Annotated in this window: 19 protein-coding genes and 1 pseudogene; 5 read left to right on the forward strand and 15 right to left on the reverse strand. The window is 52.1% G+C overall.

Annotation, left to right across the window (positions count from 1 at the left end):
• Window positions 1–9 precede the first annotated feature (9 nt).
• Window positions 10–411: pseudogene (zntR, locus tag G506_RS19040) on the reverse strand (Zn(2+)-responsive transcriptional regulator); the annotation flags it as partial.
• A 290-nt stretch (window positions 412–701) separates the two neighbouring features.
• Here zntR and purH point away from each other — a divergent pair.
• Both purH and purD read left to right on the forward strand, forming a co-directional pair.
• Window positions 702–2,294 (forward strand): bifunctional phosphoribosylaminoimidazolecarboxamide formyltransferase/IMP cyclohydrolase, encoded by a 1,593-nt coding sequence (purH, locus tag G506_RS0106285; RefSeq protein ID WP_028116117.1) that lies wholly within the window; start codon window positions 702–704, stop codon window positions 2,292–2,294.
• A 221-nt stretch (window positions 2,295–2,515) separates the two neighbouring features.
• Window positions 2,516–3,796 (forward strand): phosphoribosylamine--glycine ligase, encoded by a 1,281-nt coding sequence (gene purD / locus G506_RS0106290; RefSeq protein WP_028116118.1) that lies wholly within the window; start codon window positions 2,516–2,518, stop codon window positions 3,794–3,796.
• 67 nt (window positions 3,797–3,863) lie between these two features.
• Here the strand turns inward: purD and G506_RS0106295 are convergent, their stop codons facing one another.
• The 9 genes from G506_RS0106295 to G506_RS0106335 all read right to left on the reverse strand — a co-directional run bounded on the left by G506_RS0106295 (window position 3,864) and on the right by G506_RS0106335 (window position 14,280).
• A complete protein-coding gene (locus G506_RS0106295) occupies window positions 3,864–4,655 on the reverse strand; it encodes a hypothetical protein (protein ID WP_156904817.1) in 792 nt (263 codons plus the stop codon).
• 43 nt (window positions 4,656–4,698) lie between these two features.
• A complete protein-coding gene (locus G506_RS0106300; protein WP_028116120.1) occupies window positions 4,699–5,142 on the reverse strand; it encodes a hypothetical protein in 444 nt (147 codons plus the stop codon).
• Complete coding sequence (locus G506_RS0106305; protein ID WP_205619479.1) at window positions 5,139–5,786, reverse strand: hypothetical protein; 648 nt, start codon at window positions 5,784–5,786, stop codon at window positions 5,139–5,141. Before G506_RS0106305 ends, G506_RS0106300 begins: the two co-directional genes overlap by 4 nt.
• Window positions 5,787–5,794: 8 nt before the next feature.
• On the reverse strand, window positions 5,795–8,845 hold the full coding sequence (locus G506_RS0106310) for a helicase HerA domain-containing protein (protein WP_156904818.1): 3,051 nt from the start codon (window positions 8,843–8,845) through the stop codon (window positions 5,795–5,797).
• Complete coding sequence (locus G506_RS20390) at window positions 8,845–9,480, reverse strand: hypothetical protein (protein WP_156904819.1); 636 nt, start codon at window positions 9,478–9,480, stop codon at window positions 8,845–8,847. Before G506_RS20390 ends, G506_RS0106310 begins: the two co-directional genes overlap by 1 nt.
• A gap of 58 nt (window positions 9,481–9,538) precedes the next feature.
• Complete coding sequence (locus tag G506_RS0106320) at window positions 9,539–11,641, reverse strand: Hsp70 family protein (protein ID WP_205619480.1); 2,103 nt, start codon at window positions 11,639–11,641, stop codon at window positions 9,539–9,541.
• Window positions 11,642–12,491: 850 nt separating this feature from the next.
• Entirely contained in the window at window positions 12,492–12,845 is a 354-nt protein-coding gene (locus G506_RS0106325) for a hypothetical protein (protein WP_028116125.1), read from the reverse strand.
• Window positions 12,846–13,043: 198 nt separating this feature from the next.
• Complete coding sequence (locus tag G506_RS0106330) at window positions 13,044–13,556, reverse strand: hypothetical protein (protein ID WP_028116126.1); 513 nt, start codon at window positions 13,554–13,556, stop codon at window positions 13,044–13,046.
• Between the two features lie 505 nt (window positions 13,557–14,061).
• The gene (locus tag G506_RS0106335) at window positions 14,062–14,280 is read right to left on the reverse strand and encodes a hypothetical protein (RefSeq protein WP_028116127.1); all 219 of its coding nucleotides are present in this window, start codon (window positions 14,278–14,280) and stop codon (window positions 14,062–14,064) included.
• Window positions 14,281–14,413: 133 nt separating this feature from the next.
• On the opposite strand from G506_RS0106335, the gene G506_RS0106340 reads away from it, so the two are divergent.
• The gene (locus G506_RS0106340; RefSeq protein ID WP_028116128.1) at window positions 14,414–14,659 is read left to right on the forward strand and encodes a DUF2960 domain-containing protein; all 246 of its coding nucleotides are present in this window, start codon (window positions 14,414–14,416) and stop codon (window positions 14,657–14,659) included.
• Here G506_RS0106340 and G506_RS20890 read toward each other — a convergent pair.
• Both G506_RS20890 and G506_RS20395 read right to left on the reverse strand, forming a co-directional pair.
• Window positions 14,656–14,796, reverse strand: a complete 141-nt coding sequence (locus G506_RS20890) for a hypothetical protein (protein WP_156904820.1) — start codon at window positions 14,794–14,796, stop codon at window positions 14,656–14,658. The genes G506_RS0106340 and G506_RS20890 overlap by 4 nt on opposite strands.
• A gap of 122 nt (window positions 14,797–14,918) precedes the next feature.
• The gene (locus tag G506_RS20395) at window positions 14,919–15,833 is read right to left on the reverse strand and encodes a DUF1684 domain-containing protein (RefSeq protein ID WP_051201954.1); all 915 of its coding nucleotides are present in this window, start codon (window positions 15,831–15,833) and stop codon (window positions 14,919–14,921) included.
• A gap of 99 nt (window positions 15,834–15,932) precedes the next feature.
• Here G506_RS20395 and G506_RS0106355 point away from each other — a divergent pair, with 99 nt between their 5' ends.
• A complete protein-coding gene (locus G506_RS0106355) occupies window positions 15,933–16,472 on the forward strand; it encodes a DUF4136 domain-containing protein (RefSeq protein WP_028116129.1) in 540 nt (179 codons plus the stop codon).
• Here G506_RS0106355 and G506_RS0106360 read toward each other — a convergent pair.
• A complete protein-coding gene (locus G506_RS0106360) occupies window positions 16,469–18,838 on the reverse strand; it encodes a helicase-related protein (RefSeq protein ID WP_028116130.1) in 2,370 nt (789 codons plus the stop codon). The two genes, G506_RS0106355 and G506_RS0106360, sit on opposite strands and share 4 nt — an antisense overlap.
• Window positions 18,839–18,965: 127 nt before the next feature.
• Between G506_RS0106360 and G506_RS0106365 the strand changes: the two genes are divergently transcribed.
• A complete protein-coding gene (locus G506_RS0106365) occupies window positions 18,966–19,181 on the forward strand; it encodes a hypothetical protein (RefSeq protein ID WP_028116131.1) in 216 nt (71 codons plus the stop codon).
• A 60-nt stretch (window positions 19,182–19,241) separates the two neighbouring features.
• Here G506_RS0106365 and arsJ read toward each other — a convergent pair whose 3' ends face one another.
• Complete coding sequence (gene arsJ / locus G506_RS0106370) at window positions 19,242–20,471, reverse strand: organoarsenical effux MFS transporter ArsJ (RefSeq protein WP_028116132.1); 1,230 nt, start codon at window positions 20,469–20,471, stop codon at window positions 19,242–19,244.
• Window positions 20,472–20,630: 159 nt separating this feature from the next.
• Window positions 20,631–21,638, reverse strand: coding sequence for an ArsJ-associated glyceraldehyde-3-phosphate dehydrogenase (locus tag G506_RS0106375; RefSeq protein WP_028116133.1), 1,008 nt, complete (start codon window positions 21,636–21,638; stop codon window positions 20,631–20,633).
• Window positions 21,639–21,651: the final 13 nt, after the last annotated feature.

Here is a 21,651-nt window from a genome sequence, read left to right on the forward strand (position 1 = left end):
AGGTATTCACGAGTTTGCCTCCAGAGCATCCAAGATCGAACAATGCTCGGCACTTTCAGGGCCGCCGCAACAGGCGTCAGCCAGATGTTGTAATGAGTCACGAAACTGCACCAGTTCGTCGATTTTGGTTTGGATCAGAACCGCCTTGGCCTCCACCATCCCTTTGACATCCTGACAGGCCCACTGGGCACGATTGTGATCGATCTCCAGCAGCTCCTGGATCTCAGTCAATGAAAATCCAATCGCTTTAGCCCGCAGAATAAAGCGCAGTTGCTGGGCGTCGGCGTCGTTATAAACGCGGTAGCCGCTGGCGCTACGGCCACTGGGTTTTAACAAGCCGTTTTTTTCGTAATAACGCAGGGTGTCTGCATTAATCTGGTTAAGCTTGGCTAACTCGCCGATCCGATACATCGACGCACTCCTTTTTAAGTTGATAGCCAAATTATAAACCTTTGAGTTAAGTCCAAGGTCAACAACCATTGCCGCACTTTTTAAAACAGTTTGTTTTTTAATGTTTTAACGCTGAATTCGATCACAGTTTTCTTTACAATACGCGCGCAATTCGGGCAATCCCTAGGGTATTTCGGCAACCACTTTGCTGCCTCCTATGCATCCAAATCGGCTGCCGAAATATCTTCCCTACGCTCACACTAAAAAGTGCCGTTAGAGCACCGTGAGACTTTAACAAGGACTCTGTACCCATGAATGCACCTCGCCCTATTCGCCGCGCTCTGCTGAGTGTGTCCGACAAAACTGGCATCGTTGAGTTTGCCACTGCCCTAAGCCAACGTGGCGTCGAGCTGCTGTCCACTGGCGGCACCGCTAAACTGCTGGCCGAAGCGGGTCTAACCGTTACTGAAGTGTCCGACTACACCGGTTTTCCTGAAATGATGGATGGCCGCGTTAAAACTCTGCACCCCAAAGTGCACGGCGGCATCCTGGGTCGTCGCGATCAAGATGAAACCATCATGGCCAGCCACGGCATCAAGCCAATCGACATGGTGGTGGTCAACCTCTACCCGTTCGCCCAAACCGTCGCTAAGGCCGATTGCAGCCGCGAAGACGCCATTGAGAACATCGACATCGGTGGCCCAACCATGGTGCGTTCCGCCGCCAAGAACCACAAAGACGTCGCTATCGTGGTTAACGCCGGTGATTATCAGCGCGTTATCGCCGAGATGGACGCAGGCAATGGTTCACTGACTTACAACACCCGCTTTGATCTGGCGATCGCCGCCTTTGAACACACCGCTGGCTACGACGGCATGATCGCCAACTACTTTGGCACCATGGTGCCAAGCTACGGTGACAACAAAGAGGGCGATGAGGAATCGGTGTTCCCGCGCACCGTGAACCTGCAGTTCCACAAGAAACAGGATATGCGTTACGGCGAAAACAGCCACCAACGCGCGGCGTTCTACGTCGAAAACAACGTTCAAGAAGCCTCGGTTGCTACCGCCACCCAGTTACAAGGCAAAGCACTGTCCTACAACAACATCGCCGACACCGATGCGGCGCTGGAGTGCGTTAAAGAGTTCGATGTTCCGGCTTGTGTGATCGTCAAGCACGCCAACCCATGTGGCGTGGCGCTGGGCGACAACATTCTGGACGCCTACGATCGCGCCTTTAAGACCGATCCCACCTCCGCGTTTGGCGGCATCATCGCCTTTAACCGCGAGCTGGATGGCGACACCGCCAAAGCGATCGTCGATCGTCAGTTTGTCGAGGTGATCATCGCTCCAAGCGTCAGCGAAACCGCCAAAGCGATCGTCGCCGATAAGCAAAACGTGCGCCTGCTGGAGTGCGGCCAGTGGTCTTCCAAGACCACTGAGTTCGACATCAAACGGGTTAACGGCGGCCTGCTAGTGCAAGATCGTGACCAAGGGATGGTGACCTTGGACGACGTAAAAGTGGTCTCCAAGCGCAAGCCAACCGCCGAGCAGCTGCAAGATCTGATGTTCTGCTGGAAAGTCGCCAAGTACGTAAAATCCAACGCCATCGTCTATGCCAAAGATGGCATGACCGTCGGTGTCGGCGCCGGCCAGATGAGCCGCGTGTACTCCGCTAAGATCGCCGGCATTAAAGCCGCCGACGAAGGTCTGACGGTTCCGGGGTCAGTGATGGCGTCTGATGCCTTCTTCCCATTCCGCGATGGCATTGATGCGGCGGCGATGGCAGGCATTAGCTGCGTGATCCAACCGGGCGGTTCGATGCGCGATCAGGAAGTGATCGATGCGGCCAACGAACACGATATGGTGATGGTGTTTACTGGGATGCGCCACTTTAAACACTGAGCGTTGATTTCGCTTGCGGAAACCGCGAGCTGCGGCTTGTCGATTGTCCTCGCCCCCATCACTTGCTAAAGCAAGCTCAGGGGCTCTGCGGAATCGACGCCTTGCATCTCATCGGTTTCCGCTGCGCTTAGATTGAGTGTGTAGCCGAGGACAACTCCTCGGGGTAAACGGAACAAATTTCGAGGGCGCTGCAAGCTGCCCTCAACAATAAGGAAAATCCAATGAAAGTATTGGTGATTGGTAGCGGTGGTCGTGAGCACGCGCTGGCTTGGAAAGCGGCGCAAAATCCTGACGTGGAAGTGGTGTTTGTGGCGCCTGGCAATGCCGGTACCGCGACTGAGCCGAAGTTGCAAAACGTCGATGTCGCTGGCAATGAAGCGCTGGTCGCCTTTGCTAAAGAGCACGACATCGCCTTGACCATTGTTGGCCCAGAGCAGCCGCTAGTGGATGGCGTGGTGGATGCCTTTGATGCTGCTGGCTTAACCATCTTTGGCCCGACCGCAGCGGCGGCGCAGCTGGAAGGCTCTAAAGCCTTTACCAAGGATTTCTTGGCTCGCCATAACATCCCCACCGCCGCCTACCAGAACTTCACCGAAGTTGAACCGGCACTGGCATACCTGCATCAGATGGGCGCGCCAATTGTGGTTAAGGCCGATGGTCTGGCGGCGGGTAAAGGGGTGATCGTGGCGATGACCTTGGCCGAAGCCGAAGCGGCGGTAAAAGATATGCTGGCGGGCAACGCCTTTGGCGATGCCGGCCACCGCGTGGTCATCGAAGAGTTCCTCGACGGCGAAGAAGCCAGCTTTATCGTGATGGTTGATGGCGACAACATCGTACCGATGGCCACCAGCCAAGATCACAAGCGGGTTGGCGATGGCGACACTGGCCCCAACACCGGCGGCATGGGCGCCTACTCGCCAGCGCCAGTGGTCACCAACGAAATCCACGATCGCATTATGGCGGAAGTGATCCGCCCTACCGTCGATGGCATGAAAGCCGAAGGTAACGCCTATAAGGGTTTCTTGTACGCCGGACTGATGATCGACGCCGACGGCACCCCGAAAGTGATCGAATACAACTGCCGCTTCGGCGATCCAGAAACCCAGCCAATCATGCTGCGGATGCGATCGGATCTGGTCGAGTTGTGTCTGGCGGGCGCCAACGGCCAACTGGCGGGCAAAGTGGCCGAATTTGATCCTCGCGCTGCGGTTGGCGTGGTGCTGGCCTCCGGCGGTTACCCGGCGGATTACCAGAAAGGCTTTGCCATTACCGGCCTGCAAACCGAGTACGCTGAAGGCGAAAAGGTATTCCACGCCGGCACCGCAGAAGCCAACGGCGCCATCATTAACACCGGCGGCCGGGTGCTGTGCGCTACTGCCTTGGGTAACACCGTGACCGAAGCGCAACAGCGCGCTTACCAGCTCGTGGATCAAATCAGTTGGCAAGGGATGTTCACCCGCCGCGATATCGGCTACCGCGCCATCGCCCGCGAACAACAGTAATCCCAGCAGTAAGAAAACAAAACGGGCGCTCATTGAGCGCCCGTTTGCTAAATAACACCAAACAGTCTTACAACAGGATGAGTGACTGCTTAATCACTTTATCAGTACGCAAGTTACGGTAACCACTCAACATAACCTGTTGAATCGAGCCCGAAGTCGCAACACTGCTATGGTGTTTGATGTGCAATTGCGCATCAAACGCAGTGCCAGTTTCGCCGGTTGTGCGTTGATACATTGGATAAGCCAAAACAAATCGAGCAAACAGTTCGTCAAACAAGTAATGCAATTTAGCTAAATCCGCATTATTGCCTTCGACTGTTTGTGCTTTGATGTATTCCCATAAGTTCGCGATATTGCTCTCTTGCACGCCGCAAGCGATTAACCCCTGAATCGAAACATCTTTAAAAATTCCCGATAGTGAGGCTTTAGTGGCGTCACTTAAGCCTTGGTGGGTTTCATACAAGCGCAGTTCACGATCAAAATTATCTCGATACCACGCCAACCGTTGCTCCAAATCCGTCAGCACATCTTGCTGTTGCTGCAGTTGCTTCTGAGCTACTTGTGCCACTTGCTGAGCCGTTGCTAATTGACGTTGCAATTGAGCACTCTCTGCCTGTTGCTGTTGGCACTGTTCAGTCAGTTGCTGGCTGTTGGCCTCTGCCAGACCTAACCATTTTTTTAGCTTAGCGATCTTCTGATCCGACTCTTCAATTTGTTGTTGCAGTTCAAACAACTGATCCGGCTGCTCAGACGCCGCTACCGATATAATTTCTTGCGGTTGCGCTGCCTCTACCTCAATTTCAGCAGCCAAGCTCGGGGCATCCTGTTCGGCGATGATCTGCCGAATCTCGGATCTCACTTGTGGATGTCGCAATAGTTCTAACAATTGTTCAACGGTTACTTCAGCCATTGGAATACGCTCGAGTTTGCTTACGGAAATAGGATTGAATACTGTGGTTTTCACACTCGACATCATCGGTTGTCATAGAGTGTGACTTCGCCGTTACCGCCACCTCCGCTAACATCAGCTCAATCTCTGGGCATAATTGAACTTGCGCTTCAGCAATCATTTGCTCGTCAATCAACCACGCCAATTGTGAAGCATCATTAGCAAACTGCGGGGCAATTTGAATGGTTGGATCGACTTCGAAATTCGGATCGTCACAGATCAATACCAGCGCTAACTGTTCGTTGTTCTGATATTCAATCTTTTGCAGAAACTGCCCCCAAAACTGGGCTTGTTCAACCAACTGTATGCCACGAAAACTGATTGGCTCTAATTCGCCATCAACAATTCGGGCTACCTTCGCCAAACCGTTGCGTACTGTAATTAGGTAGTCGTTCACTTTAACCCCATTACTTTGTCTTCAATTTGTTCGATCGACAGATCCGGCTCTAACTTGCGATAGGCTTCAACCAAGGTATTGGCGTGCTTACTGGAATCATCGAGTGATAACTCGTTATTGATGTAACGGTTGTAATCATCGACTTTCAAGCCACTGTCTTTATAGGCATGGATGGTGGCCATGATCTCTTCAGTTTCCAGTTCTTGCTTGGCTACCGTTGCCAAGAATTCTGGAGTGATCGCCATATCCAACTTTTCATTAATCCCTTTTAAGGTAATTGAAGCACCGATCGCCGCCCGAGCTAGCAGCTCTTTTTCATCCAGCGCAGCGAACTTCTCTTTATCAATGCTTACTTCAGTACGCAGGTGATTGATGTAATCGTTGAACGAATCAAAATCCTCAGGCTTTTTGTCGCACATTAGTGCCTTTTCACCCAACTCTTGCAGGTTGTCCTTCGGCGATAAAACCCCAAGTCCAGTAGCGATAGCGCGAATGGTTTCACCAACACGCTGAGCCAGATCCACTCCCAGTTCGGCAATTTTGGTTGCCGCACTGCTAATCGCCGAACCTAAGTTAGAAACAGCACTAGAGATCGCACTACTAACGCTACTAACAAAACTGCTTACACTACTCCAAAATCCCATTGTTCCCCCTAATTAACCATTTTCAAAAACGCTTCATGAGCACGCATGCCAATACGAGCAGTATCTTCAGTAAGCAAAATCCCAAACAGATCGAGTAGATGTTGTTGTTGTTCAGACTTATCTTTTTCCAACACCGTGTTTTGACAAACCGTCAATAGGTACTGAGTAAACCACTTGGCACCATATTGGCGGCACGCCGAAACCAATACCGGTGAAATTTGCCTCGTGATTACCGTTTCTCGCCACTCATCAATAAATAAACCACTAATAAAGTTTTTCACCTGCTCCGGCGTTGGCTTTTCAGTGAGCAATTGCATCCCCGGTACTAATCCTGATTGGTAGTTTTGGGCATAAAACTCCAAGGCAATACGGCTGATCTGCTGCGGCTCTACCTCCGCTTCGGTGGTGGTGCTAACCAACTCTTTAATCTGCACCTGCAGCGGTTTAGCGATACCATTGCTGGATAGGATCACCCGTCCTGGCTCAAGATTAGAGAGGAAGTTCATCTGCTCTTCATTAAGCGCCATGGTATTTCCCACCGCCTCTTTATCGTCTTGGGCAAACAACTTATGAATAATCTTGGTATTGGTGTTTTTTAACACTTCCGGCGTTAGTTTATTGGGGATCTGATCGACAATAATCAGCGACTCACCGTACTTACGTACCTCTGCCAACATATCAGCGAAGGTTTCCACCCCCTGCTTCTTATTTTGGCTATCGCCAGGCTGGAACTTAGCCAATAAGCGGTGTGCTTCTTCAATTAAGGTAATGTGACGGAACTGCTCACCGCGTTTACGATATTCTTCGTAGTTAGCGCGGATCGCCTCATTTAAGTTGGCCAGCACAAACCCGATAATCAGTGATTTTTCGCTAGGATTACGGATCTCTTCCAGCTCTAGAATCACATTGCGCTTGGCCAAATCCTTAAAATTAATTGACCTTGGCGTATCAAGCATCAAGCCTTTAGCACCAATCAGCAATCCCTGCAGCCGCGCTTTAATCGAACCGATGTAATCCTGCTTTAACCGGTCATCGAAATTTTGTTGGCCAACCACCTTTTCGGTCATTGCCAGCAGATCACTTAAGGTTGGAAAGGCATACACACCAGCGGCATAAGGATCGGCATAACGACGGTTTTGCGAGGTCGCAATATTCCAGCCTTTCTCTTGGTAACACTGGTAAATGGCCGCTTCAATCAGCTGCGGAATGGCCGCTTCCATCTCAAACGCCGATTCAATACTGGCCTTGATCATATCGACCCGCGAGGTGATGTTCTCGTGCGGGAAGAACTCAAACGGGTTCAAGCGAAACGGCGCAACATTGTCGTTACCTAGGGTAAAGATCAGAATATCGTCATGCTTCTTGGTTAACACACGGTATTCGGTTTTGGCCGGTTCAACCACCAAAAATGGCATCTTGGCCGATTCCAACAGTCGATGACAGGTGGTGGTTTTACCGCTACCTGTTACTCCGGCGATAAAGGTGTGTTTATCCAGATCGCGACGATCAATCGCCACCTCAATATCCTGCGGAATACCGCTTTTTACTAAGTGGCCTAAAAACAACTGGTTGGTCTGATCCACTTTTTTGTGCAGATTAAGGCCAAACTCCACTTCCTCTTTTAATGCCAGCCCAACTACCTCTTTTTGCGGTAAGCCGGCCACCACACTTAACTCTTCAGTCGATAACCAATTGGCTTTGTACTTTTGGTGTCGATTCGACATCAACAGATCAAACTGTTGCTGCGCTTGTGAACCAGCGCTTAGTTGCCCCTCTGCTTTAATCGCCGGAAACTGCAAATTGTTAACCGAGGCGCGTTCATGTTGATCAGTGACCGCTCGGTAGGTTAGCGGTGATTTATTCATGTTGCCGCCGGAATAGATTGCCCGGGCGCTATTACCCAGTTTAATCACCGTTTCCTGTGAATTGGCAAACAGGTAAATGTTGGAAAGGTACAGCCCTTTGTTTTTGCCATGCTGCAGTCGCTTCAACAACACCTCATCGATGTAATTCAACCACTCCTGCACATGCTTATCAGTAAACTCAATGCTGGTGCTGCTGGATTCTCCCTCTTGAGTTGAATCGTTTTGCGTCGTTGAATTACTGGTTTGGTCACCGCTACTGGTCTGTTTGGTTTTCGATTCTGAGGTGCCGCTATTGGTGCCCTCAGAGCGACTTTGACTGGTGCCAGAGCTGCTGCTTGAACTGCTGCCGTTATTGCTGTTACTGCGATTAGTACCCTTAGTTACCGAATCATTTTTGCCGCTATTACTGGTGTAAGCGACGCTGTCATTAACACTGGTACTTTTGGTGTTACTTCTACTGGTTGAAGTACCCACAGTTTTACTGTTGTTGTTGCCGGTTTGCAGGTTCTTCTTCGCCAACGGCGCGAGCTTGTCGTAGATGCTATACAGCTCATTCTCAATGGCATTAATCTCAGCCAATGACATCGGATCGGCCATCACCATCAAGCAGAATTGATCGCCGCTCATGATGTCCACTAAGCGGTCAACCCCTTGGAATTGCTCATTGTCTTCGTTGACACTCGGCACCCCTTCCAGCGCCGCCACATGGCTAAATTCCGCCAACAAATTTTTGATTGCACAGCGCTGTGGCTTACCAATTTTTTCTACCACACTGCCACGGAAGTTACCTTCCAAGCTCGGCTTTAAGATCGCTTGAGCAATTTCATCAACATCGAGCGCCAACGCGCCGTTAAAACGCTTATCACGAGCAATACCAAAGGAGAAATACACTCGATCTTTGTCACCCAACAGCAGATAAACAAAGCTGACGCCGTCAATATTCATCGCATTTAACACGTTCTCAAACGCTTCTTTGCGCGGCGACTCCTCATCAAAGGTAACCTCTTTGATGTGGTACAGGGAGAACTCGTAGTCGTGCAGTTGTTTCGGTTCCAACAATTGCAAAGGTCGTTCCCCATGCTTATGTGGCGAACGCAGCAGTTCAATCAGCGATTGCGGTTGTGACGCTACCGACTGAGCCTTAGCAAACTGCTTGTGGTGATAGTTATGGCGATAAGATTCTTTAATGGTCATTATTTCAGCCCCATCACTTTGTCTTCGATCTCAATCTCGGTCAGATCAGGATTGGCCGCCGCTAACGCCGTCATTAATAGACTGCTGTGTTTGGCGGATTCGGCTAACGACAACTTACCGGATAAGTAATCGGCAAAGGTGTCACTGTGTTGCGGCTTGGCATCATAAACTTTAATCACCTCCAGCATCTCTTGCGGTGACAACCGGCTCGATGCCATTCCCACCAGCAGCGGTATTGAAATATCACCGATATGCAGCTTTTCGGCCGCCGCTTTGATTTTCAATGTCACCCCGACAGCGCTATTGATTAGTTGCTGCAGTCCTTCACTTTCTCGCTCTTCTGGGGTTAACTCAACGTTGTGATTTAGGTGGTTGATATAGGCATCGATGCTATCGAAATCTTCTGGTTTCAGATCCGATTTGGCCGCTTTGGCGCCCAAATCAGTAGCGTTGTCTTTATTCAGCCCCAGCAACGAACTAACCGCATCCATGGCGTTTAGCACCAACGGCAGATTGCGGCAGGCAATATCAAGCAAGATCGGCGCATGCTTAGTAATCATTGGCCCAAAGGTTGCTGCAGCACCGCTGATGGCGGCAATTGCGGCTTGAATAGCGGTAGGGATAAGTGCAATCACAATAAACTCCATGTGAAAGTGGTGCCTGGCCATCAGGCACCAAAGGTTGTGTTAGAAATTAAAATTCAACGCGTTGTGGTTCGGTCAAATAGCGTTCGGCGGCAATGCCATCTTCGCTGGCAACCACCCATTCAATCGCCGTGGGCGATACAATTCGCAGATATACCAAAGCGTTTTCATTAATATGATCGATCCGCACCACCTGCTTTTTAACGCTGCTGTCGTTAATCGGCAGTTGATTGGTGCTAGATAGCGGCTGCTCGGTGTAGTAGATCTCAAACTTGTGGTAACCGGCATCGATAAAATCGATCCACTGGCCAAAGGCGGTTTCCCGATTTATTAGCGCTTTAAACTGGCCTCGGCGGTTTTCGCCCAAGTAATAGCGGAAGCGGATCTCATCGTCTTGGACGTTATGATCCACCACTTTAATCCGGCCGCCTTGGCGTGATTCGATTAGACCGAACGCTACCCCTGTTTTGCCGGTAGGTCGTTCAATATCGTTGGCATCGCTGCCCAGAGGGGCAAACAGTTCAAAACAATGCTGTTCTCCGCTTAGCCCCATCTGCTGCTCTTGCTGCTGAATGTGCTTAGCAAACAGCTCCGTTACAAATTTGCTGCGGCTCGAATTACCAGCCAAGAAGATCTTAATGTCGGTAATGTCCTGCAGCGAATGCTGCTGGCTAAAGGCCAAACGCAAGGCATTAAAGAAGTTGGCGACGCCGCGTTCGATGCGATCCCGCAGCAGTTGTTCTAGTTGCTCGGCATCAATATCCAGTTCGACATTGGAATGAACGGTGCCATTAACGTCCGTCAGGTTTAAGCCAATCACCCCGGAATTAAAATCAACCGCTTGTCCTTCCCAGAATGGCCGCAGCAGCTCGCACAGTGCTTTGGTATTGGTCTTGGCTTCTTGTGAATGGGCCAGCAACTGTTCGCTGCCAGCAAAGGCGTCCCGTTCTGGGTGACGCTCAAATTGAATGCCTTTGGCCAGCAAGGTCGCCGAATTTTGCTTAAACAGATCAAACGCCATCAGTTCCAGTAGGTTTTCGCCACCCAAGAAGCGATCACCACCAGCGCCAAAGTGTTCAATCACAAAATCAAAGCGGCGCTCTTTGGCCCCTTGAGCTTCACGGTAGATACCAAAATCAAAGTCAGTGGTACCGCCACCAAAATCAAACACGCCATAGAAAATCCGCTGATCATCGTGCGGGGCGAACTGGTACTGCTGCAGCGCTACCAAGGCATAGGCCGCCGGTTCACTGGCACCTTGGGTTACCGACAACTGGCTGATGCTGTCGGCATCCAATTGCGGCGGCAGCGATTTTTTCAAGCCACGTTCAAAGCAGGCCAAAATCCGTTCACGGATCGCCAGTTCATAGGTCACCGGGAACGACAGAATGTAATCCAGGAAGATGCCGTTATTCTGGTTATTGATGTACAGACCTAAGTAATAGGCGTATATCTCCAGCGGATTAAACTGATCGTCGCTCATCTCTAAGAACGGCGGCAGATCAATCACTGTGGCCTGTTGATCAACAATTTTAAGACGGCGATTCTTATCCCCAGCCCACTGTTTTAGTTCGTCCAAAAAGGTATTGAACTGGCTCGATGGACTACCCAACAAGGCGCTGTGGGCGGTATGTGAAATGGTTAACTGTTGCCATTGGGTATGCGGTCGAAAATCGCTTTGCTGGTATTGCTCGATAAACTCGGCCAACTGGCAAAACTGCATAATGGTGGGGTTTTCGTAATGGGATGCCGCCACCGCTTTAGTCAGATCGCCGGTACCAATCCGCATCGGGTGAATATTGACGTTATCTTTTTGATAAACCACTACGGTACTTTTGGTGCCAAAGTCGATGCCCACCACACCATTATTAATGCTGGATTTGGGATCGCGGGCCACCAAGGGTTTTGTTAAGTCAATGCTGACCCATTCCTCGGCGTGATGGTCCGACTCAGGCTGCGGCCACAATGCCCAATGACCCTGTTCGGTATCCTGCAGCATTTTGCTGTGGTAAGGGGTGAGGTCGGCACGCCACTTATCCACCTGCAACAGCGCTTTTTCGGTATTAACCAAATTTTGGCTGTTAACCAACGCAGTGACAATTCGCTGCGCATCTGGATATTCGCTGTAATATTCCTCTTGGATTATCTCCATCAGGGTTTCATAATCTAAGTTCGAACTGAGTGATTTTGGATAAAAACCTTTTTTAAGTAGCTCAATAAATAAATGTTTCGGATGATTACACGAGTGCATATTTAAATAAGGAATTACAAATCCATAACTAACTGAGCGATAGCTACTATCATTGTAGTTTTTAGCAAAAACGTGCTCATCACCATCCCAATATAATAAGTAAGAATCTACATGTGGACGTAAGTATGACAGTTCAAATGGTGCACTTGGAATTCGATACAAATGTCGCATTGTTGCTTCATTAGCAACTACCCAGTGATTCAATGACTCTAAAAGTAATGCATTTATCTGTTTATTAACTTCAACAACTGCTGCGCCAGAGTCAAACCTTCCGCAACCATCATCTATTATCCAAACCCCTTGGGCTTTCTTATCAACATAACGATTCTCGGTTAGTACTACCCAGCGCTCCGCCGCCAGTTCCTCAGTCACTTGCTGATAAGTGCTGTGCAACAACTGCAACAACGGGCTCGGTTGAGCAACAGTGGTATCATCAACAAAGGCTTTAATATCACGGGCAATCGATTTTTTGGCGATATCAGCGCGTTGTTGTTCATCGATACCAAGCTGCCATTGTTCAGCTAACCCTTTGGGCAAGCACCATTTATTTACAAGTTGGGTGGTCATTTACTGCTCTATTACAATGAGGTTTAGTTATTTAATTAAATACACTTAATTGTAAGTGGAATGCCAGATGCTGCTTTAACTTAAGAATAAAAATGCGAAATGCGACGACGTCAAATCGCTAACAACTGCAGCCGAATAACATTCTCTGGCGAATTCACATTTTTAATGTGTAATTCGACAAGGATTACTGCAGTTGTTTTTCAAACCAAGGAAGCAGTAGCTGTAGTAATTGCTTGCTCGCATATAAAACAAGTACAGCCAAAATAACGCCATAGCCAACATGATGACTATTTTTAACGCAGGCGACGACCACGACTAGCAACACCTCAATCGCATGCAATCCGGTCATCGCGGCAAAAAACTTAGCCCGAAGGTGATTATGATTTGCCTGTGCTTGCCGGTGCAGTTGATAGCAGATGACAAATATCGAGGTTGCCATCACTACTAACATCGCCGGCGGCGATACATAACGTAAAGCGCACAGCAAGCCGGCATAGGCCGCGATCAACGCCACAACAGCAATCGGCAATCCATTCACTCTATCCACCTATGATTAATTTCATCTTCAGTCCGTTCGCCATCATCTGGCTCGGAAGATAATAGGTAGCTTTTAAGGACATGTCGTCACTGGCTACTTATACATGTCAATTAATCAAGCACAACCAGTGGATATAACTCGGCTACAAACAAAACGGGCGCTCAATGAGCGCCCGTTTTTTATATCCGTAAAATCGGATTATGGCTGTGCCACCGAGGCGTTGTGTTTCGCCTGCTCGGTTGCTTTAGCATTAAAATACAGCCCTATCAGCATCAGTTTCAAACCAACGGCCACGGCGATGATGGTGGCGGTTGCATCGCCCCACTGCCACAAGGTGAGCAGCCCTAACAGGATGGTAACCACCCCATTAAGCTTGCTCCAACCAGTTTGCACCACAGCTTGGTAAGCTTGGTAACCGCTGAAAACGAAATACAACCCCACTGCCAACGCCAAAAGCAGAATGCCATCGCCCGGCTTAACCAATAGGTTACCACCCATCAACAGTGCCAAGATGCCGCCGATGATCCCCAGTGGTTTTTTCGAGGTGAACATGAAAAACGCCCCGACGACCAAAATCACCAATGCAAACAATCGCTCCAGCAACCAAGCACTGCTTTCGGTAAACAGTAACGACAGCGCCCCCACTACGATCAGCGCGATCCCCCAGATACGATCGCCGCTCTCATCCTTTTGCCCAGTGGCTAGGTTCATAACTCACTCCGATTTTATGCTCGTGGTATTCCATCTTCGCGGCACCAGCGCTTGCCCTTCAATCACTCAAACGGCGGCGGCATAGTGGCCAACAACTACTCACTTTATACCACCTAGAACACCCTTGGCGGAATTGACCATGGCGACAAATTCGGCAATTAAGACAATCGTCTAAGCCCATTTGCAGCGGTTTGTTGATCGAGATCACCGCAGCGTATCAACAATAAATCGACCAGCGAAGCTAGGGCGTGTTGATGTTTGGTGTTCAGAATTTGGTCGAGGATAGCGGCTGTCAATCGAGGATTGCGATTGAAGGCCCTCTCTTCTGAAATCAAAATCAGGGCTCTACGTCGAAATCGTATGACGAAGAGTGACAGCCGCTAGTCCGACCCTGCAAGGCGCCCCTTTGTGATCACTGGCCAGCCAAACAAACCGACCGGGTTCAATTTACTTTCAAAAGCAGCCAACAATGGGTGCAAAAATATACAACAAAGGTCGACACGCCCTAATCACCTGCGACTAACAGCGTAGCCAACTGCGCATCAACATCGGCATCCAGCTGCAAGCGATAATCCTCAACGGCATCGGCCAATACCAGTTGCCAACGATGCTCTACGGGCTTAATGGTTAACCATTCACGATAAAAGTCGCGGCAGGGAAGGTGATGCTGCAGCACCGCTGCTTGCGAATGGGTTAATTGTGGTGCCAATGCTTTGACTGTCATTGCTAAGCTCTCCCTGTCGGCTAGGTCAGTTACAGTGTGGATGATTTCAGCCGATTGGTGTGATGAGCCAATGATCGTTTTATGGCATCATTCGCCGCCGCTATTTTGGTAAAGATTAACTTTAGGAGTCAGCATGGCGCTGTCACTGCAATACACCTTCAAGGGCGTAACCAAAACCATCGGTTACGCCAACGATAAACATCAAAGCATGTTTGAGGCCGCCGCTCGCGCAGAAGGGTTAGACATCAGCAACTATCAGACCTTGGAACACCAAGTACAGATGAGCACCCGCGATAAGAAAGCGCACCGCGACTTTCGTGATAACTACTTTAAAAACTTGGGTTTTAAAGATATCAAAGTAGTAAGAGACGAGGCTTAACGCCGTTTCGCTTTACGTTTTGCCGCTTTTTTCTTAGCAAGTTTATGGCTGGTTGGGCGTTTGCGGTGCAGCAAAAACGCAATCACCGCAATGCCAATAATGATCTGCAACGCAAAGGCGATTGAAGTGGCGGTCATCAGCAGGTCCGTTCAATTACTGTCGTTGAACTTAGCGTGCCAAATCACTCAACTTGTTACCGACTTGTTGATCACAAATGATCACTCACTGGCGGCAGTAATCGCTTCATCAAACAACTGCGCTAATATACCGAGCGGTATTGTTCGCCGGCATCGATCGCCACCGTCAGTGGCGGATCCCGCAATACTGGGCAGTTCCAAAAGGTAGAGCGCGCGCAGTAAAAGTTAACCGCGTAGTTAAAGTCGATGGTTACCCTAGGCTGCAGCCCCTGGTTAAGTTTAAGTACCAATTCACGACCGCCGCCATAGGTGGTATCGCCATTGGTTTGATCGCGAAACAGCAGCAGTAAGTGATCAAAAGGCGGCTGCGCCTGACTGTGATAGACCGGCATCGTCAATTGCTGCCCCTGCCAAGTGAAATTGACCAATCCCACTCGGTAAAATTGATTGACTAACCCCTGCACCGTTTGCAGTTTTACCGCCGCTGGCTCGGTCGCGGTAAAGTTAGCGCTAACCCGTGCTTGTGGGTTGTAGGGGTAAAATTCAAATCCTTGAAAATCCGCCAGCAGCGGATGGCGACGATCACGAATAAAGGCACGCATCTTGCCTTGATACAGTTCACCGACACTGATAAACAACTGCGGGTTTAGATCCAGCGACTGCTGATCGCGCAATTGCAGTTGGCTGTGATACCACAATACTTGGGCATGCTCGCCTTGGTGGGTTAGTGCTAAATCGGTATTTTCATTAGCCAGTTGCCAACCGATCTGACTGGCATTAACCCGACTATCAAGCCACACCTGTTGCCCTAGGTCCAAATACACCGCATCGCGAATATTCAGAAATGATCGCTCGGGATCGGTCGCCGCCGCATTATTGTCTTGGCGCCACTTAAGCCAACGCTGCTGTGCTTGCTGTTGCTCATCCGTAAGGGTTGGTGCGCAGCCCTGCGACGCCAATAATCCAGCCACTAAGAGGATGGCCAACAGCCGCCCTAAGGCACTTTGAAACGGCAATTTTTGGTTGCGCCACTCCATGCGCCCCTCCAAAACGATTGATCCTGTTAAACAAAGATAACGAGCACTGACTTTAACAATCAACGATACTGAACAGATAATCGCCAATGGAGGTGTGTCATGAGTTCGTTCCGCACATTGCTATGCAGCAGTTTGCTTATCGGCAGTCAGTTAGTTAGTGGCTGCGCCAGCCAATCCGGTCAAATCGATTACCAAACCGAAACCGACTTTAGCCAACTGACCAGCTTCACCGTTCGCGCCGCCGACCAGCAAGCCAGCCCGTTGATCGCCCAGCGCATTGACCAAGCGGTGACTGCCCATCTGCAGCAGCGAGGCTGGTCGACCGACACCGGCGCTGCTACCGAGCTGTTTTATCGCAGCCAAGTGGGTGAAGTAAGCAAAGAGCCGAGCTTTCGCATTGGCATCGGCGTTGGCAGCATCGGCAGTCGCGGCGGCATCAGTGGCGGTGCCAGTGTGCCCGTCGGCGAACGGGTGCAACAGCAGCTGACCATTACCCTAGATGTGGTGGCAGAAGGGAAACTGGTATGGCGCGGCGAGGATGCGATCACCTTGGCCACCGATGAATCACCGACCGAGCGCACTGCCGATATCAGCAAACTGGTCGATCAGCTGCTCAGCCAGTTTCCGCCGACACCTTAACGGACATCGACCACCTTGCTGGCTTTGCGATAGCGAATGCGCCAGCCCGACCACGCTGGCAGTTCCCAGCGCTTAGGAGCGTCTTTGCGACGGCCATCAAGGTAGTGCAGCAGGATCTGCTTGCCTTTGGGGCTGTACTCCACCTGCAGTTGCAGCTCTGGCAACGCCAGCGTTTGTGGGTAACGCTGGTCAAACTCAGCTCGTTGCCAATCGGGGATCCCAGCAAAGCGCAGATCGCTCGGCTCGATCAGTGCCAGATCGTCGGCGGATTCCACCCCTAATTCCGCTAATCGTTGCGTCAACCAAAGCTGGGGCTCAATCGGATCGCCACTGATCGGCGCTAATCCCAAATCGGGCTGATCATTCAGCCCCGCCTGCTGCAGCGACAGGTACAGCGCCCACGCGTGGGCATCGGCGATCAGCGTCGATCCGGCGGGGCTAAGCCGCTGATCAGTGAGGATCTGCTGCACCATCAATTCAAAGCCCAATGAGCCTTCGGGCAGGCGCCACTCGCTGCCGATCACGCGGCCAGCATAGTAGCGTTGATGCAGTCGCTGCCCTTGCTCATCGGCGCCGTTTTCGGCCAACTGCTCGTCGCCTAATCCGGCCTCGCACAAGCTTTTCAGGCTGACCGGCAACATGCAGGTGGCCAAGCTGATGGTCTGGCGCACGCCCCGCCCTGGCAGGGCAAATTGATCCAGCACTAAGGCCGCTTCGTCATCGTCACTAAAGCGGGTATCGCGACTTGGCTGCAGCTCAACTAAACCGTTGCCCAACGCCTCACGACGCTTAGCGCGGCGAACAAACGCCAGGTCGGGCATCACCGCCAGCATCGCCTTGAGCCAACGCGGGCGATCCAAATAGGAGGCGGCGGTCAGTTGCGGCAACTCCAGCGCCGCCCGAATTTGCTCCGCCAGTTGCCGCGCTTCTTGTCGCAGTGCCGGATCGACATTCAACTCAAGCGGCGGTTGCTCGCGCACGATCTTAACCAAAGTGGTGCCATCGCAGGGCAGCGGTTGCCACTGAGTCAACGCCTGCAAGGCCGCTTCCGCTTGCGGCAGTTGCCATAAGCGCCCGCCGATCGATAGCGCCGCCGCCAGATCAACCATCGCTTCGGTGAGATCGTTACTGGGCATGGCGCTGATCAGATGGGCAAACTGGGTGTCGATCGGCAACGGGAACAACCGTTTGCCGTGCTCAGTCACCTTACCAGCGGCATCGATCGCCGCCATCGCTTGCAGCCGTTGCTGCGCCAGTTGCAACGATTTGGCTGGCAACGGATCAAGCCATGGCAACGCCGCTAAATCTGCCCCAGCACAGGCCGCCGCCAGCATCGGTTCGACTAACTCTTCCCGTTGCAGCTCTGGCGGGGTTAGCGATTCTAGCGGTGCATGCTGTCCCCACAGGCGGATACAACGCCCTGCAGCGGTACGCCCTGCCCGCCCCGCCCGCTGTGCCGCTGAGGCTTTGGAGATCCGAGTGAGCGACAATACCGTGCGACCATTGCGCTGCGAGGTGCGCCGCTCAAGGCCGGAATCGATCACCAAGGTGATGCCGGGAATGGTCAGCGAGGTTTCGGCGACGTTGGTTGCCAGCACAATCCGCCGCTGACCAGTGCTGGGGGTCAGCGCCTGGCGCTGCAGCGCTTTATCGACGTTGGCGTGCAGTGGCAGCACCAGAAAATCCGGCAACGCCGCGCTCAGTGCCGCCTGCGCTTGAGCGATCTCTTTGCGTCCCGGCAAAAACAGCAACAGATCGCCGTCGATCAACGGCAACTGCGCCAACACCACTGACTTCAACCGCGGGATCAGCTCGCGATCGCTTGGCAATTGTTGGCTGTCGCTGGCGTGATATTCGATCGCAACCGGAAAGACTCGGCCTTCGGCCTGCAAGCGCATACCACCAAGGTAGTTAGCCAAGCGCTCACCATCGATGGTGGCCGAGGTCAGCACCAGTCGATGCCGCTTGGCTTGTTTCAGCAGCGCCAACAGCAGATCGGTATCCCAGCGCCGTTCGTGAAATTCATCGATGATGATGGTGCCAAAGCTCGCTAGGCCATCTTCGCTGAGCCAGCGCAAAGCGATCCCGGGGGTCACAAAGGCGATCTGAGTGCGATCATCAACGCTGCTATCAAAGCGGATGACGTAACCGACATCATCGCGACCTTGACCGACGAAGTCCGCCAGCGCGGTACAGGCGATCCGTCGCGGCTCGACCACCAATACCCGTGCCCCGGACTGCGCCGCCCACAGTGGCAAGCGCGTTGATTTACCGGAGCCAGTTTGCGCTTCCACCACCAGATGGTGCTGGCGCAACTGGGCGATAAATTCAGATTTGAGCGGATCGATGGGCAACGCAAGCGGCATACAATAGGACAAGGCAGATCAATCAAAGCGCTATTGTGCCGAGGCCAGCAAATTTATTAAAGCGGACGACGTCGATGCCGATAAGCTCATTACCAAGGCACTTAACCGCTTTCGCAGGACGCATCTTATGATCATGACCGCCATCAACTACGTGCACAACGGCTACCACAAGCTGATGCCAGAGGCCGACTGCATGCTGGCCGATCGCGGCCACACCAACAAAGCGGACAATCACAGCCACAACAACCGCTGCGATAACAACGACGGTGCAAAATCCGAGGCCAAGTCTGAAACCAATGAGCTTGGCTGGTACCTCGGCCGCAAATTGCTGGCGGTGGTTTAAGCCCCGAATTAATACAGTAACGCCCAGCATTTTGCTGGGCGTTACTGTTTCTAGGCTAAGTTAAGCGGCGCGAGTTTGGTGCCTTGGTAGCCACCACGAGATCACCAGCGTCAGCGCCAAAAACAGCACCGACACCCACAAACAGGCCGCCAGCCCCGCCGCTTGATAAACCCAGCCGGAGAGCACGGTACCAATCAACCGCCCCATCGCATTGGCCATGTAGTAAAAACCGACATCCAGCGACACCCCATCTTCACCGGCGTAATGGACGATCAAGAACGAGTGCAGGCTGGAGTTGATCGCAAAGGCGGCGCCGAACAGCAATAAGCCACCGATGATGGTCAGCTGCGGTTGCCACTGTTGCTCGATGCCCACCGCCACCAGCACGGTTACCGCCAGCAACACCCCGGCCCACAGCATCGCTGCGGCGCCATCCGGGGTTACCCCAGAACGATTCACCCCAGTTAAACGCGGCGCAAAACCTTGAACCAGGCCGTAGGCGATCACCCAAGTCGCCATAAAGCCGCCAACCCACAGATGCGGCCAACCAAAGGTGGCGCCCAAGTAGATCGGCAAAGCGATCACAAACCAGACATCACGGGCACCAAATAGGAACAGCCGCGCCGCCGAGAGGATATTAACGCTGCCGGATTTCGAGAAGATCTCAGTAAACTTCGGCTTAGTTTTGGCTTTGCCAATGTCGCTGCCCAGCCACTTCAGACTTAGCAACAGCACTAGCAACAACACCGCAGCCATCGCCACCATCGCCCCTTGAAAACCGAGTCCCACCAACAGCGCGCCGCCGATGAAGAAGCCGACCCCTTTCAAGGCGTTCTTCGAACCAGTCAGGATCGCCACCCACTTATACAGGGTGCCCTCTTGCCCTTTCGGCACCAGGGTTTTGATCGCGCTTTTGGCGCTCATCTTATTCAGATCTTTGGCGATCCCCGACAGCGCCTGAGCCGCCATCACGTACGGCACACTCAACCAGCTGCTTGGCACCGCCAACATCAGCAGCGCCAGCACCTGCAGCCCAAGGCCGACGTTCATGGTGCGATTCAGCCCCAAGCGCGCCCCCAGATAGCCACCGACTAGATTGGTGACCACCCCGAAGATCTCATAAAACAGAAACAGCGCGGCGATCTCTAACGGCTTATAGCCCAACTGGTGGAAGTGCAGCACCACCAACATCCGCAGCGCGCCGTCGGTGAGGGTGAAGTTCCAATAGTTAAAGGTGACCAGCAGGTACTGTTTCACCTCATGAGAGAGGTTAGCAAAGCTCGAAAACATGACGTACAAGTTCGCAGTTATCAGTATTCAGAAACAGCAATGGTCAGTTTCACACTGACCATTGCAAACTTAGTTGCTCTATTACGAGCGCAGGGGAAACGGATGAACTGCAAAGCGCAGCGGGAGCGCCAACGCCGCAGTTCGCCGTTGCCACCAGCGTTACCAGCCTTGTTGGGCAACGTAACGGGCGAGTTCCACCGTCCGGTTGGCGTAACCCCACTCGTTGTCGTACCACAGGTACAGCTTCAACTGAGTGTCGTTAACCACCATGGTCGATGGCGCATCAACGATCGAACTGCGTGGATCGGTACGGTAATCGATCGACACCAGTGGTCGCTCTTCGTAGCCCAGAACCCCGGCCAGTTCGCCCTCGGCCGCCTGTTTCAGCAGTGCATTAACTTCCTCGACGGTGGTGCCGCGCTGCAGCTCAAACACGCAATCGGTGATCGACGCATTGCACAGCGGTACGCGCACCGCGTGGCCATTCAAACGACCTTTTAGCTCTGGGAAGATGTGGGTGATCGCCGTTGCCGAGCCGGTGGTGGTTGGGATCAGGCTTTCGCCGCACGAGCGGGCGCGGCGCAAGTCTTTGTGCGGCGCATCCAAAATGGTTTGGGTGTTGGTGATCGAGTGGATGGTGGTCATCGAGCCATGCTTAATGCCCAGCTTTTCATGGATCACTTTCACAACCGGGGCCAAGCAGTTGGTAGTGCAAGATGCGGCAGTAACGATGTCGTGCTGCTCCTTGTTATACCAATGGTGGTTAACTCCATAAACCGCGTCCAACACACCCTCTTGCTTCACCGGTGCAGTGACGATGACTTTCTTGACGCCCTGATCCAGATAGGCTTGCAGCTTGGCTTTGTCTTTAAACTTGCCAGAGGCTTCAATCACCATGTCACAGCCGGACCAATCGGTCTCTTCTAAGGTCTTGTTGCTGGTCACGGCGATGCGCTTGCCATCAATCACCATCTCTGTGCCTTCGGCGCGCGCATCGCGGTTCCAGCGGCCATGGACGCTATCAAAGGTCAGCAGGTGCGCCAGCGATTCGGCATTGCCAGCCGGATCGTTGATCGCCACAAACTCAAATTCCGGCCAATCCCATGCGGCCCGCAGTGCCAAACGGCCCATGCGGCCAAAGCCATTGATACCAATTTTAATGGTCATCGTTATTTACCTT

It is taken from the genome of Ferrimonas senticii DSM 18821 (genome assembly GCF_000422665.1).
Taxonomy (GTDB): domain Bacteria; phylum Pseudomonadota; class Gammaproteobacteria; order Enterobacterales; family Shewanellaceae; genus Ferrimonas; species Ferrimonas senticii.

Bases quoted from the DNA above. Each gene is read 5' to 3' on its own strand.
- G506_RS20890 (WP_156904820.1), bottom strand. From the start codon at position 14,796: ATGACCGCCACTTCAATCGCCTTTGCGTTGCAGATCATTATTGGCATT.
- G506_RS0106335 (WP_028116127.1), bottom strand. From the start codon at position 14,280: ATGACAGTCAAAGCATTGGCACCACAATTAACCCATTCGCAAGCAGCG.
- purH (WP_028116117.1), top strand. From the start codon at position 702: ATGAATGCACCTCGCCCTATTCGCCGCGCTCTGCTGAGTGTGTCCGAC.
- G506_RS0106320 (WP_205619480.1), bottom strand. From the start codon at position 11,641: ATGGAGATAATCCAAGAGGAATATTACAGCGAATATCCAGATGCGCAG.
- G506_RS0106375 (WP_028116133.1), bottom strand. From the start codon at position 21,638: ATGACCATTAAAATTGGTATCAATGGCTTTGGCCGCATGGGCCGTTTG.
- G506_RS0106365 (WP_028116131.1), top strand. From the start codon at position 18,966: ATGATCATGACCGCCATCAACTACGTGCACAACGGCTACCACAAGCTG.
- G506_RS0106310 (WP_156904818.1), bottom strand. From the start codon at position 8,845: ATGACCATTAAAGAATCTTATCGCCATAACTATCACCACAAGCAGTTT.
- G506_RS0106305 (WP_205619479.1), bottom strand. From the start codon at position 5,786: ATGGGATTTTGGAGTAGTGTAAGCAGTTTTGTTAGTAGCGTTAGTAGT.
- G506_RS0106355 (WP_028116129.1), top strand. From the start codon at position 15,933: ATGAGTTCGTTCCGCACATTGCTATGCAGCAGTTTGCTTATCGGCAGT.
- G506_RS0106330 (WP_028116126.1), bottom strand. From the start codon at position 13,556: ATGAACCTAGCCACTGGGCAAAAGGATGAGAGCGGCGATCGTATCTGG.
- arsJ (WP_028116132.1), bottom strand. From the start codon at position 20,471: ATGTTTTCGAGCTTTGCTAACCTCTCTCATGAGGTGAAACAGTACCTG.
- G506_RS0106360 (WP_028116130.1), bottom strand. From the start codon at position 18,838: ATGCCGCTTGCGTTGCCCATCGATCCGCTCAAATCTGAATTTATCGCC.
- G506_RS20395 (WP_051201954.1), bottom strand. From the start codon at position 15,833: ATGGAGTGGCGCAACCAAAAATTGCCGTTTCAAAGTGCCTTAGGGCGG.
- G506_RS0106340 (WP_028116128.1), top strand. From the start codon at position 14,414: ATGGCGCTGTCACTGCAATACACCTTCAAGGGCGTAACCAAAACCATC.
- purD (WP_028116118.1), top strand. From the start codon at position 2,516: ATGAAAGTATTGGTGATTGGTAGCGGTGGTCGTGAGCACGCGCTGGCT.